Origin of the sequence: Prevotella sp. TCVGH, from assembly GCF_023522295.1 — a bacterium.
Lineage (GTDB): Bacteria > Bacteroidota > Bacteroidia > Bacteroidales > Bacteroidaceae > Prevotella > Prevotella timonensis.
The window spans coordinates 41,441-55,121 of sequence record NZ_QFFX01000007.1; the positions used below are offsets into that span (position 1 = coordinate 41,441).

A 13,681-nucleotide genomic window follows, 5' to 3' on the forward strand; every position below is an offset into this window, starting at 1 on the left:
TTTGCGTTATTAAGTTTTTCACATTATTTTTGTTGAACTATTGGAAAACAGCCTTCAACCATGAAAAAGAAATTACTCTTTGGCTTGTTTTGGTTTTGCTGTACATGGCTTTACGCCCAAGATATTCCATCTTGGCAAACTTATTTAGAGCAACTTAGTGATGTAGAAGGTATTGAATCGGGTGACTTGGAAGAGATGTATGAGATGCTGAGCGAGCAAGCTGCACATCCCATTGACTTGAATCACGCCACTCGAGAGGACTTGGCACAGCTGCCATTCTTGACCAAACAGCAAATAGAGGAGCTCGTGGAATATATTGACCAATACGCCCCACTGCGGAGTGTTGGTGAATTGGCGATGATTGAATCATTGGACTTGACTCGGAGAAAGCTGCTTTCCTACTTCGTCACCATTAACCCTTCCCCCACTTCTGCCTTTCCTTCTATGAAAGACCTCTTGCAATATGGGCGCAATGAATTGATTGCAACGGGCAAGATTCCTTTTTATAGGCGCAAAGGAGATGATAATGGCTACCTTGGTTACCCATACAAACACTGGTTGCGCTACCAGCTATCGTATGGACCGTATGGCAAGATGGGCTTCGTTGCCTCGCAAGATGCTGGCGAACCCTGGTTTGCAGGGCGCAACAAATGGGGCTACGACTATTATTCTTTCTATGCGCAGGCTAATAAGTTAGGCAAGATAAAGTCGTTGGTCATAGGGAGATACCGCGCTAAATTTGGACTTGGCGTGGCTATGAATCGTGATTTCATGCTCGGGAAACTCACCACCTTGGCATCATTGGGTAACCAGTACAATACTATTCGTGCGCACTCGTCACGTTCGGAAGCCAATTATTTGCAAGGAGTCGCTGCTACGGTGCAGGTAGCGAATGGACTTGACCTCACTGGTTTCGCATCCTATCGATACATAGACGGTACACTGAACAAAGACAGTACCACCATAGCCACCATTGTCACATCGGGCTATCATCGCACAATGCGAGAGATGAGCCGCAAACACAACACTTCTGAGTTTGTAGCAGGAGGACATTTGCAGTATTTCAGTCATGGCTTTCATGTCGGAGCAACCGCATTTTCAACGACTTTGGACAAGGAGTTGCAGCCCAATATTAAACAAACGTATCGGCAATATGCTCCTCAAGGCAAGTCATTTTGGAACGCCAGTATCGATTATGGATACATTAGCAGGCGACTTTCCATACAGGGAGAAACCGCAACCGGTAACCACAAAGCACTCGCAACCATTAACAGCATTAGCTACCAATGCCTCCCCAATTGGTCGGTGATAGCCATTCAGCGATTTTATTCCTACCGATATTACGCTCTTTTGGGGCGAAGTTTTAGCGAAGGTGGGCATTGTCAAAACGAAAGTGGCATCTTTCTCGGCACCAATTGGCAGCCTTTTCGCCATTTATCGATGATGACTTACGTTGATTTTGCCTATTTTCCATGGGCTCGGTATCAAGCATCACAGTCAAGTCATGCTTGGGATGCAATGACACTTGCCACTTATCAACATAGACAATGGAACTTGCAGGTGCGCTACCGATACAAGATGAAACAAAAAGACACCGCAGACAAGTCGGCTCTCCTCAATACCTACACGCACCGAGCACGTATCGCTGCCATGTTCACCCACAGCGCATGGTTTACAAAAACACAGATTGACGGGGTGTATTATCAAGGTGCAAAACACAGCACTGGATACATGGTGACAGAAAATGTGGGTGGAAAGTTCAAACGGTTACAGGCATTTGCCACACTGGCTTATTTCCACACCGATGATTTCAACAGTCGTCTGTATTCTTACGAACGTGGCATGCTCTACACCTTTGCATTCCCTATGTTTGCTGGCAAGGGCGTTCGTGGGGCTTTCAACACACGCTTCAACCTCAACGAACAGCTAATGGCGGCTGTCAAGATAGGAGCTACACATTATTTGGATCGTCAGAAGATGGGCACTGGGTATCAAGAAATCAACGGCAACACACAGACCGACTTGGAAATGCAGTTGCGTTGGAGATTTTAAGACAAATAACCAGACGGTTTGCGCAAAAGAAATAAATAATTTGTTACTTTTGCAAATACTATACGAAAAGGCAATGTCATGATATTATTGAGTTTCGACACCGAAGAATTTGATGTACCCAAAGAACACGGCGTGAACATCTCGTTAGAAGAAGGGATGCGTATTTCTGTTGAAGGCACAAACAAGATATTAGACTGCTTACAACAAAATGGAGTACACGCTACTTTCTTTTGTACGGCAAACTTTGCCGAACAGTCGCCTCAAACCATTAGGCGCATTATGCAAGAGGGGCACGAGGTGGCTTGTCATGGTGTGGACCATTGGCAACCTAAACCTACAGACGTGTTTGAATCCAAACGCATCGTAGAAAGCGTGGCAGGTACACAGGTGCATGGCTATCGACAACCAAGGATGTTTCCCGTGTCAGACAAGGACATTGAAAAGGCGGGCTATCTGTACAACTCTTCCCTAAATCCTGCCTTTATTCCTGGCAGATACATGCACCTCACAACGCCTCGTACATGGTTTATGCGCGGAGAAGTGATGCAGATACCAGCATCGGTAACACCTTGGGTACGCTTTCCGCTGTTCTGGCTGTCGTTACATCTCTTACCACAGCAACTCTATCACTGGATGACAAGGCGAGTACTGCGACACGATGGCTATTTTGTAACCTACTTTCATCCATGGGAATTCTACGACCTCAACGCACACCGTGAATACAAGATGCCGTATATCATCCGCAAAAATAGTGGCGACAAAATGGTTCAACGATTGAGCAACCTCATCAAGATGCTGAAAAAAGAAGAGGAAGTGTTTGTTACCTTTACCGAATTTGCAAAAAGTAAATTGAACAAAGCATGATGAGATTAGCCACCATATCCCCCTGCTATAACGAAGAAGAGGTGCTGGAAAACTCGGTAGCCCGATTGACAACCCTCTTTAACGACCTCATACAACAGGGACACATCAGTGCAGACAGCATGATGGTATTTGTCAACGACGGCAGCAAAGACCGTACTTGGGAGCTTATTTGCAAGTTGCAACAAACCAACAAGTTTGTGAGAGGCATCAACTTGGCAAGCAACGTGGGACATCAAAACGCCATGATGGCTGGCATGATGACGGCTCGAACATGGGCAGATGCGGTCATTACGATTGATGCCGACATGCAAGACGACCTGAATGCCATTCCGCTGATGATTCACGAATACACTCACAATAATTGCGAAGTGGTGTATGGCGTGAAGACTTCACGACAGGCAGACCCGCTATTGAAACGACTGAGTGCCACCGCCTTTTACCGATTGCAGGACAAACTGGGCGTGAAAAGTGTGTTCAATCATGCAGATTTCCGCTTAATGAGCCGCCTTGCACTTGACATCCTATCCACTTATCAGGAACGCAATTTGTATTTGCGCGGATTAATACCTATGCTGGGACTGCCATCGGCATGTGTCGACGACCCCATCAGCGAGCGACAGGCAGGTAAATCCAAATACACACTGCGCAAAATGCTAAGCTTGGCACTCGATGGCATCACCTCGTTTACCGTACATCCCATATACTTCATACTGTATGCTGGTTTGCTTTTCATCTTTCTAAGCATCGGCATTGGCATCTATGTCATTCATGCATTAGTCGTGGGAACAGCCTATCCGGGTTGGGCATCAATCATAATGAGCATTTGGCTCGTAGGAGGATTCATCTTGCTGTCAATAGGTATTGTGGGCGTTTATATCGGAAAAATTTATACCGAAGTGAAAAACAGACCGCTATACCATGTGACCAAAATTGTTGGAGCGGATGAAGAATAGCTTCAAAGCATACGGAGAAAGACACCCCAAACTGCGAAAAGATGCAGGACGCATCGTTCGTTTTGGGTTAGTAGGTACGCTCTGTTCGCTGATTCATTATGGCATTTATTGCCTGTTCTTGATGTTTACCAATGCGAATGTTTCCTACACGGCAGGCTATGGGGTGGGATTGGTGTGCAACTATGTACTCACTACTTATTTTACCTTCCACAAAAAGCCCACAAAGTCCAATGCAGCGGGCTTTGTGGGGAGTCATATTGTCAACTATCTTATGGAGATTGGCTTGCTGAATGTCTTTCTTTGGTTGGACGTGAGCAAATGGCTTTCGCCCATATTGGTGATGGTTGTGGCTGTTCCTATCAACTTTTTAATGCTTCACTTTGTGTATCTACATCAACGGAAGCATAATTCTTGAACATCATTTCATAACATAGTTTCAGCCAAACCAAAGTACATGGTAGGGCTTTCAACGAATATACTTGTATCAAGTCGTGCCGTATACAACGAGGATAGAGGTCGGACGAGCCAAATCCTGATATCATTAACACCAACACCATGAAGATTATATCCCAACGATTGCGTTGCCACGGAGCAGACAGATACCATATACAAGCCCCACTAATGGCAATAATGTACGAACTACTCTCACTGCCTGTGCTGAAAAGCACGACGAACAGCAACACCGATGCAAGATAGGTTTGGCGAAACATCGCATTTCTGTATTGCGAAAAGCGAAAATAAGGGATGAAAAACAACACCAACGCTGGAGCGATAAGCCACAAATCGGAATAAAAAAGATTGCCCGTAATGCGGCGAACCATACCCAACAAAGAGATATTTTGAGCAATAGATTGGAGGTTTTCTCCATTCTTTTCCAACAAGGTGACATACCATTCGTGATATTGCCCTATCACATAGTCGGCATTGCTTATCAGCATAGGCGCAACGAACAGCACAACAGCCCACAATAACAACGACAAAACGAACCGTCCTTTGTGCTTGGAGAAGAAGAAAAAAGCCAGTCCTACCACCCCATATAGCTTGACAAACGTTCCTAACACAATGAGGAATGCCGCCCAAAAGTCACGCTCTCGCTCTATCAAAAAGTACGAAGCAATGATAATGGCAGCAATGGCAATGTTGAATTGCTGCATGAACAAGGACGTTAGCAACGTCTCTGCACAAAACCAATAAATAAAGATTTGCTGTTTGTACTTGAGTTGCGACCTGCTAATGGCAACATACAAGCAGAGCGAGAGTGCTACATTCCAAAACAACATGCCTAACCATACGGGCATTACAGCAAAGGGAGCGACAACCAAAGCGAACAAAGGTCCATAATGATTTACATCAAAATATTCGTTGGGGTACGCCTCATACAGCGACGTTTGGTTCACTGTATGCCAAAAAACGCCACGGAATATCAGATAATTATTGTTGCGATGCAACTTGAAAACAGTGGCGACAATGGGCAAAAGTGTCCACAGCCACAACAATGTTCGCTTGTCGTGAAAGAAAGGTTTGGCTAAGAATGCCCTGCATTTGCATTGGATTGAGTTCTTCATGCTTAATTATTATAACTTATAATTGCTGCAAAAGTAAAAAAAATATATAATAGTTTTATATGATATTACTAAAAAAACATATCTTTGCAAATAGATACATCATATTCACATTATGCAAGCCGAAAATCAATTTATGTATCCACAAGACATAAGTAGAAGTAAAAAAATATGGAATGGGATTGTAAATTTCATACAACAACATTTTCGCTTCATCATGTTTATGCTGTTTATCAATATTCCATACCTATTTAATATGTCATCGTTTGGTCGTGGCATACACCATTTTTTATATATGTGCTTTGCCATTGTTTGCTTAACTCTCATAATATCACTTATTCCATATAAAAGAGTTATGCGTATAACCAAAAGCATCATTGAGTTATTATCGGTTTTATTACTATTTCTCTTTTTGCATTTTCTATATTATTATCGCAGCTTGCCAGATAGTGCAATTTTCGAAATCCTTTTAGCTACTAATTATACCGAAGCAATAGAATACCTGCAAGCCAACGTATTAAACATACGGTTGTATGGAAGCATTTGTGCAGTCATCTTTGTTTTATCGGCATATATCCTGTTAATACTAAAATTAGAATATAAGCGTTCAGCTATTTTATTCGTATCAGCATGGCTTACTTTTGCATCATTTTTCACAGTAGTCAACCTTATAAAAGATATTATAAAACAGAAAACAACTACACGAGATAGGTTATTACACCAATGCTGTTCTGTCGTTTCTACCGTTTTCCTTACACGTGACGCTATCAACGACATGCAACAGTTAAAGCAAATGAGACAGAAGGGGAATACACACCCTAAGCTGTTAAAGAACAATAGTACCATACCTTATGTTGTTTTTATATTAGGAGAATCTACCACAAGGAATCATATGGGGATATACGGATACCATCTCCAGACAACACCTTATCTAAGTAGTCTTGAAAAGACTGGCGATTTAGTCAAATTTACCGATGTTATCAGTCCAAATGGACACACAATTAAGGTGTTAGAGAAATTATTTACATTTTATAGACAAGGTGCAAAGGAGAAGTGGTATGAATATACCGACCTATTTAGTATCTTAAATCAAGCTGGTTATTATACCACTTGGTTGTCAAATCAAGAATCTTCAGGCATATACGGTAATAATGGAAGATTCTACGCAGAGCGATGCAAATCAAATTCTTTTGTGTGCATTAGAGATACCAAAAGTGACTTTACAGAGCCTTACGATGAGCATTTGCTACCCTTATTAGACCAAACCTTAAAGCAAACAAAGCCTAAAAGATTTATTGTACTTCATCTTATTGGTACTCACATGGCATACGAAAACCGCTATCCAAAAACATTTAAGGCTTTTAGTACAAATGTAGAACAAGGCGAGAATAACAAAATAAAAGAAACAAAAGCAACTTACGATACCGCTGTGCGCTACAATGATAGTATCGTCAACGCTATTATTAACCGTTTTAAAGACAAAAACGCACTGATTATCTACACCTCTGACCACGGTGAAGATGTGATGGAAATCAACAAAAAAATAGCTGGACACGGTGACATTGATATCAATAATCAGAAAGTAGAAATCCCCATGTTGGTGTATATGTCTAAAACTTTCCAGAAAAACTATCCAAATATTACAAATAGAATTCGTCTATCGGCACACCATCCATTCATGACAGATGATATGATACATAGCATTCTTGATCTTATGGAGATACAAACCAAAGAATATCGTCCTTCACTTAGCATTTTTAACAAACAATTTAACTATAAGAGGAAACGTATTTGTGCAGAAAGACTTTACCCTATAAAGTAGATTTATGAGCCACACTAATTTGGAAAAGAAAATTTCTGTTGTCATCAACACCTATAATGCCGAGAAACATTTGGCACAAGTAATAGACTCTGTAAAGCACTTTGACGAGATTATTGTGTGCGACATGGAGAGCACCGACGATACAATAACGATAGCGAAATCAATGGGTTGCAAGGTTATTACCTTTCCAAAAGGCAATTACAATATTGTAGAACCAGCTCGACAGTTTGCTATTGACCACGCAACTCACCCTTGGATACTGGTTGTAGATGCCGACGAACTGATTAGCGAGCAGTTAAGAGCGTACCTATATCGCCACATTGCTACCCCAAATTGTGCAGACGGCTTATATATTCCACGCAAAAATTATTTCATGGGACAGTTCTTGCATGCCCATTATCCCGACTATATCCTCCGCTTCTTTCGCAAAGAGGTGGCTCATTGGCCTGCTGTCATCCATGCAGTACCGCAGATAAACGGTACTATCTCTTATATTCCCAAGCGCAACCACGCTTTGGCGATAGAGCATTTGGCAAACGACAGCATTGCTACCTTATTCAAGAAGACAGATACTTACTCCGACTACGAGGTGCCACGTCGTCGCCATAAGAATTATGGAGCAGGCAGTTTGTTAACACGTCCTGCATTCAGATTTTTCAAAAGCTATATTCTCAAGGGTGGTTTTCGTGATGGTGCGCCCGGTTTTATCCATGCCGTATGGGATGCGTTCTATCAATTTGCGGTCGTTGCCAAATTGATAGAAGAGCGACAAAACAAGTCATAACACCCCTGCAGTTACTTACTTTCCAAGAGTTTGCAAAAAGCCTCTCTGTTTGCTTCGAATGTAAATAAACGTTTGTGTGCTGCTCTTCCTTCAGCAAACTGCTGCTGCATTTTTTTATCTGTCAATGCTTCATGCATGGCTTTGGCTAATGCTTCTATATCGCCAACAGGGGTTAGAATACCCGCTTTACCACCATTTAAGATTTCTCGAGGACCAGTTGGACAATCGGTGGCTACTATCATTTTATCCAACAACAACGCTTCTATCATAACTGTTGGTAATCCTTCGTACTGAGAGCTATGCACAAATATCTCACACCGTTTTATATAGGGGTAGGGATTCGACATAAAACCTAAGAAATGTACATGGTCTTGAACACCACACTCTATTGTTTTTTGTTGAAGTTGCTGTAAAGACGGACCTTTACCTATTATATACAATTCTTCTGTATGTCCGTAATATTTTCGCAAAAGTGCGTAAGCAGCAATTAAAGTAGAGAAGTCTTTTGGATATTCCTCTAAGCGTGAAATGCTCAAAATATAAGGTTTTTCCATACGCTCATCTGCGACAAACTCTTCTGAAGCTCGTTGCAACTCGTCTGTATCTACCGAATTATAAATCATACAAATACGGTCTTTCACCTCAGGATAAAATCTACAAGCCTCTTGATACATGGCTTTAGAAATAGTTACAATATGATTGTAAGTGGGTATTTTTCGCTTTTGTTTTTCTCCTTCCTTCGGATCGCGCTTGTAATTTTCTTCTATCGCACTATGTATGAAAACAATTTTATTGGTTTTTTCTTTTCTTAAAAAACTACCTTGTGAACTAATAAAATCAACAACAGCATCTGCTTTTTTTACCAATTTATGTAAATTGCGTGATTGCACATAACGCCTAATGGGATTGATGAAAATCTCATCCGTTAGTTTAATTATCTTATTAGCGGGTTTACGGCACTTGTATTTTAGCAAAATGGGATTAGTTACCAAATATACCACTTTCACTTCTTTGGGTATTCTGTTGTGATATACTTCTACCTCATCTATCTTATAAGCTATTGCTAACGTTAAATCATAAGCTTTTGTCTTTAATAAATTTCTAAGATATTCTATCAATACGGTTTCTACTCCACCATCTAAGAAATAACTAATTACAAAAAGTATTTTCTTTTTCTTCATCTTTTTATATTTCATACTTGTCCAAACCATTCTTACACCATGTCAGTCGTTCTCGCTGCACACGCTCCAATTCTGCCAAATGTCGTCCCTCGTTGCTCTTAGACGCCTCTGGATGATAGAGATGATACACATTACCACCCATTTTCAAGGCTCGCTTGTGCACACCAGCATAATGCAATCGGAAAGCCAACTCGCTGTCTTCGTGTCCCCATTGCAACAGGTCTTCGTTATAACCATTTACCTTGAACAGATCTGAACGCCAAAAAGCCATGTTGCATCCTCGCAGGTGGTCTATCTTGCGTGCATATCTATCTGCCAAAAAGGCGCGCAAGCGTCTTGACCGAAAACTATTAAGAACAAAACTGAAAGGCAACTTCCAAGGACTCAACTCAAACTTCTGATGAGACAAGAGCCGCCAAGTCAACACTATTCCAAGCTTCACTCGAGAGCCACACACGAAGCAATTGGGTTGGCAGACCTCTAAGTGGTCACTCACAAAGTAAGGCGACAGAATAACATCACCATCCACTTGTAACAAATAGTCGCCCGAAGCAGCCACGATAGCTTTGTTCATGATTTCTGTTCGTCGAAACCCTTTGTCTTCATGCCACACGTGTATCACAGGCACACTACTTTCCTTTTGCAGCTGTTCTATCACTGCCCGCGTATCTTCTCCTGACCCATCATCGGCTATAATGATTTCATCTGGCAGTACGGTTTGGGCAAAAATGCTGCGTACACATAGGTTCAATGCTTCCTTCCAATTATAGGTAGAAACAAGGAGAGATACTTTGGGATTGGTTGTTTCCATGTTGTTATTCACAAAGTTATTGATAAAACATCTTTCATGAAGGCTTCACACGCTCATATATACATCTTCAAAATGAACGAAGTCATTGTTTTCCAACGTCTTATTTGCATCCATAATCCAATATAGGGGGATGTCGCGATAGAACGATGCCCACAGAGAGAAGGTGCTCTTAACGCCCATGAGATAGTCGCACTGGCTAAGCAACTGCAAATCTTCGATACCAGAACCTTTTGAAAGATACACATTCGGGCAGGCCTGGCGATACTTGTTGATGTCCAACCGTGCATCGTTAGTACAGATAAACACATTGATTTTCTGTTGGGGATGTAAAGCTTGAAATTCTTGGATAAGTCGCACATATACCTCATCTCCAAAAAAATACTTCCCTCCCTGCCACGTTTTATAGTCACCTCGACGTATATGGACGCCCAAGTTGATATCGGCTTTTGGATGCTCTTGCATCCAGTTGTTCACCTTCTGCTGAATGGCAGGTTTGATACAGAATAGTTGTGCTATCTCCGACCGATACTTCCGAAACAATTCGTCATACCTACAACCCCAGCCGCCACACGCAATGAGAGGGACTTGTGCAAACTTGCGGTCTATCTCTGGAGTGTTAACGCCCATGATACAGTCCACCAAACGCAGCCGTATCAACAGCTTTGCCAGCAGATAAGTCATCGGACGGTGATACCACTTCTTGCAAATCGCGAAATAACGATATTTATACGAGAAACGCATGGATATGACTTTTACCCCATGCTCACGCCCAAAAGCGTACAAATGCGCATATTGCAGAATGTTATTGCACATCTGCCCATAACCCTTTACCAATATCATGGCTTTGACTCCTTCTCTCTTTTTTCAGACATAATCGTTTCTAAATCACGCAAATCCACCCTCCCTGTCTGCGCATCATACCGTAAGTTGAACTCTTCTCTGGTTCGCTTCCAACGGTTATGGCTCCATAAATAGAGGTCTGGGTCATGCTCTATACTGGCTTGCAAACATTCAAAATAGCGATCGGTTAGCTGGAAATCAGCCCATGTCTGTGGTGTTGTAGTGATTAACTTAAACTCACAGGTATAGTATCCACGCCGTTCACGTCGCACATCGGCATAAAATACGGCTTGTCCCAATCGTTTTATCATGCGCTCCGTACCTGTCAGCACGGGCGTATCCTGATGCATGAAGTCAACCCAATGGTGTATGTTGTTCCAGAAAGGCACCTGATCGGAAATATATCCCAAGACGAGCGGAATATTTTTCTGTCGATATTCCACCACTTTTCTCAACGATTCTGACATCGAAATGCACACGGCTCCTCGCTTTTCACGCATGTGCTTCACCATTTTGTCAAACCATTTATTCTCTAAGGGATGGTATATCTGGGCACATTGTGCTTCATTAGAAACCCAAAAAGGGAGCGAAGTGATCCATTCCCACTGACCATAATGCCCCAAATAGATAGCCGCAGACTGCCCTTTTGCTATCACTTTGTTGACTTCCTCTGTACCGATAAATTGCATTCTTCGCTGCATTTGCCGCTTGCTCATTGACATCATTTTGAGCGTCTCCACAAAGTAATCGCACAACCAATGATAAAATCCTCGTATCATAGCCTCTTGTTCCGCCGCTGAAGAATGCGGAAACGATGCCATGACATTACGATGTATCACCTCATACCTATAATGCATCAAACGATAGAGTATGAGATAAATGATATCAGATGCCACATAAAGCACCCTCAACGGTAGCATGGACAGCAGATAGGAGATGCCAAAGCCTAACCTGTAAAGTAGATTCATGCAAAGATATTTGGTGACAAATATACGCATTTCACCCCTTTCCTCCAAGTTTTTGTTTCGTTTAGTTGTTTCATTGGCTATTTTCATCTATCTTTGAAGTTCAAACAGCTTGTCATGAACCACTCAAAATTACTGCACATAGGCTTTGATGCCAAACGAATTGTACGCAACAAAACAGGATTGGGCAACTACAGTAGAACCTTGGTAAAAAACCTTCTTCACGCCCAAGACCTTGACTTGGACATCCGTCTGTATGCGCCCAACGCAGGAAACGAAGAGTTGCGCAACCAAATTCCTGCGCAACCATGTGTGCGCTATGTTTACCCCACGGGCAAAAAACATCCACTGGCGCAAGCTTGGTGGCGATTTACGGGCATCGTTGATGACCTGAAGCGCGACCACATCGACCTCTATCATGGGCTTTCCAACGAGCTGCCACGTGGCATCAAGGCATCGGGTGTAAAGGGTATCGTAACCATTCACGATCTTATTTTCCTACGTTTTCCAAAATATTATCATTGGTGGGATGTGCTGATTTATCGTTATAAGTTTCGCATGACCTGTCGCGAAGCCACACATATTATTGCCATTAGCGAGTGTACCAAGCGAGACATCGTGAAATATGGACACGTTTCGCCCGACAAGATTACGGTCATCTACCAAGACTGTGACGAGGTTTTCAAACGCCCTTGCACCGAAAGACAACTGCAAGAAGTTCGGGAGAAGTACCATTTGCCCACTCGTTTCATCCTCAACGTAGGCAGTATTGAAGAGCGCAAGAACGTACTGCTGGCAGTAAAGGCACTCAAAGACATGCCTACCGACATTCATTTGGTGGTGGTGGGCAAGTCTACACCCTACACAGAGAAGGTGAAAAATTACATTGCACAACACCATCTGCAAAGTCGCATCACCCTGTTGCACCATGTTCCCTTTGTCGATTTGCCTGCTATCTATCAGCTGGCTGGGTGTTTTGTCTATCCCTCTCGCTACGAAGGTTTCGGCATTCCTATCATTGAGGCTATACACAGTGGACTACCTGTCGTGGCTTGTACAGGGTCGTGTCTCGAAGAAGCTGGAGGAGCAGAGTGCTTATATGTTCATCCCGATGACGTTCAAGCCATGCGAGAAGCATTGCTAACTTTGCTGAACGATACGGAAAGGAAGGGTCGCATAGCTCGAGCCAAGGCATATGTGCAACGATTTGACACCGAAAACGTAACTCGCCAGCTAATCAATCTATATAGGCTGGTTCTATAAATTACCACCGCATATAGTCATTAAAATTTTATGACATACGTTTTGTTATCTTTTGGCTTCTTTTTGGTTAAAAATGTAAGATTGTTCAGTCGTGTAGCTCGCTACACTCCTTCACACTCTTGCATTTTTAACTCAAAAATAAGCTCAAAATCTAACAAAGCTAATTTATAGAACCAGCCTACAAAAAGTGCATGGAATAAATGCCCTTTTTTGTCCTAAAAAAATACCAAAAAACAGTCAGAAAAAATCTTCAAAATAGACGAAGATACGCCCCATTTTTGTTCACAAATGTTGCTAAAACAGCTCAAAATATGCGTTGATTTTGTTAAAGCAATGGGTGAATGCCCTTAAAGTAATACTTTTGGAGTGCTGTAAACATGGGATAAGGGGCTTATCAACATGACTTAACGCCCTTAAAGCATTGCTTTAGCGACTAAAACAAAGGAAAGAAAGGCGACGTTATCTGTACTTTTCAAGATAAGTAACTCATATTCTGACACTTACAAAACTCTTCAAATACTGCGATATTTGCGAGCAACTTATCATCTGCGTGAAAATATTGAAGTTATGGAAAGCCTTTTGTT

General features: G+C 42.2%; 12 protein-coding genes. 7 read left to right on the plus strand and 5 right to left on the minus strand.

The window, feature by feature from the left end:
• Positions 1-60: 60 nt before the first annotated feature.
• From DEM91_RS02380 to DEM91_RS02395, 4 genes are all read left to right on the plus strand, one after another.
• On the plus strand, positions 61-2,052 hold the full coding sequence (locus DEM91_RS02380; RefSeq protein WP_249857857.1) for a ComEA family DNA-binding protein: 1,992 nt from the start codon (positions 61-63) through the stop codon (positions 2,050-2,052).
• A gap of 78 nt (positions 2,053-2,130) precedes the next feature.
• A complete protein-coding gene (locus DEM91_RS02385; RefSeq protein ID WP_249857858.1) occupies positions 2,131-2,916 on the plus strand; it encodes a polysaccharide deacetylase family protein in 786 nt (261 codons plus the stop codon).
• Positions 2,913-3,869 (plus strand): glycosyltransferase family 2 protein, encoded by a 957-nt coding sequence (locus DEM91_RS02390; protein ID WP_249857859.1) that lies wholly within the window; start codon positions 2,913-2,915, stop codon positions 3,867-3,869. Before DEM91_RS02385 ends, DEM91_RS02390 begins: the two co-directional genes overlap by 4 nt.
• Complete coding sequence (locus DEM91_RS02395; protein WP_102187754.1) at positions 3,859-4,284, plus strand: GtrA family protein; 426 nt, start codon at positions 3,859-3,861, stop codon at positions 4,282-4,284. Before DEM91_RS02390 ends, DEM91_RS02395 begins: the two co-directional genes overlap by 11 nt.
• Here the strand turns inward: DEM91_RS02395 and DEM91_RS02400 are convergent.
• Positions 4,229-5,434, minus strand: a complete 1,206-nt coding sequence (locus tag DEM91_RS02400; RefSeq protein WP_249857860.1) for a glycosyltransferase family 87 protein — start codon at positions 5,432-5,434, stop codon at positions 4,229-4,231. The two genes, DEM91_RS02395 and DEM91_RS02400, sit on opposite strands and share 56 nt — an antisense overlap.
• 112 nt (positions 5,435-5,546) lie before the next feature.
• Between DEM91_RS02400 and DEM91_RS02405 the strand changes: the two genes are divergently transcribed.
• Both DEM91_RS02405 and DEM91_RS02410 read left to right on the plus strand, forming a co-directional pair.
• On the plus strand, positions 5,547-7,253 hold the full coding sequence (locus tag DEM91_RS02405) for a phosphoethanolamine transferase (protein ID WP_249857861.1): 1,707 nt from the start codon (positions 5,547-5,549) through the stop codon (positions 7,251-7,253).
• Between the two features lie 4 nt (positions 7,254-7,257).
• Complete coding sequence (locus tag DEM91_RS02410) at positions 7,258-8,037, plus strand: glycosyltransferase family 2 protein (RefSeq protein ID WP_249857862.1); 780 nt, start codon at positions 7,258-7,260, stop codon at positions 8,035-8,037.
• Positions 8,038-8,048: 11 nt separating this feature from the next.
• On the opposite strand, the gene DEM91_RS02415 is transcribed toward DEM91_RS02410, so the two are convergent.
• The 4 genes from DEM91_RS02415 to DEM91_RS02430 are packed head-to-tail and all read right to left on the minus strand — an operon-like array spanning position 8,049 to position 11,837.
• Positions 8,049-9,218: a glycosyltransferase gene (locus DEM91_RS02415; protein ID WP_249857863.1), complete on the minus strand. Its 1,170-nt coding sequence runs from the start codon at positions 9,216-9,218 to the stop codon at positions 8,049-8,051.
• Positions 9,219-9,222: 4 nt separating this feature from the next.
• A complete protein-coding gene (locus tag DEM91_RS02420) occupies positions 9,223-10,029 on the minus strand; it encodes a glycosyltransferase family 2 protein (protein ID WP_249857864.1) in 807 nt (268 codons plus the stop codon).
• A 45-nt stretch (positions 10,030-10,074) separates the two neighbouring features.
• Entirely contained in the window at positions 10,075-10,869 is a 795-nt protein-coding gene (locus DEM91_RS02425) for an alpha-1,2-fucosyltransferase (RefSeq protein ID WP_249857865.1), read from the minus strand.
• Positions 10,866-11,837 carry a lysophospholipid acyltransferase family protein gene (locus DEM91_RS02430; RefSeq protein WP_249857866.1) on the minus strand — a complete coding sequence of 324 codons (972 nt, stop codon included), beginning with the start codon at positions 11,835-11,837 and terminating at the stop codon, positions 10,866-10,868. The genes DEM91_RS02425 and DEM91_RS02430 overlap by 4 nt, the downstream gene beginning before the upstream one ends.
• Before the next feature lie 114 nt (positions 11,838-11,951).
• Here DEM91_RS02430 and DEM91_RS02435 point away from each other — a divergent pair, with 114 nt between their 5' ends.
• Positions 11,952-13,097, plus strand: a complete 1,146-nt coding sequence (locus tag DEM91_RS02435; RefSeq protein ID WP_249857867.1) for a glycosyltransferase family 4 protein — start codon at positions 11,952-11,954, stop codon at positions 13,095-13,097.
• Positions 13,098-13,681: the final 584 nt, after the last annotated feature.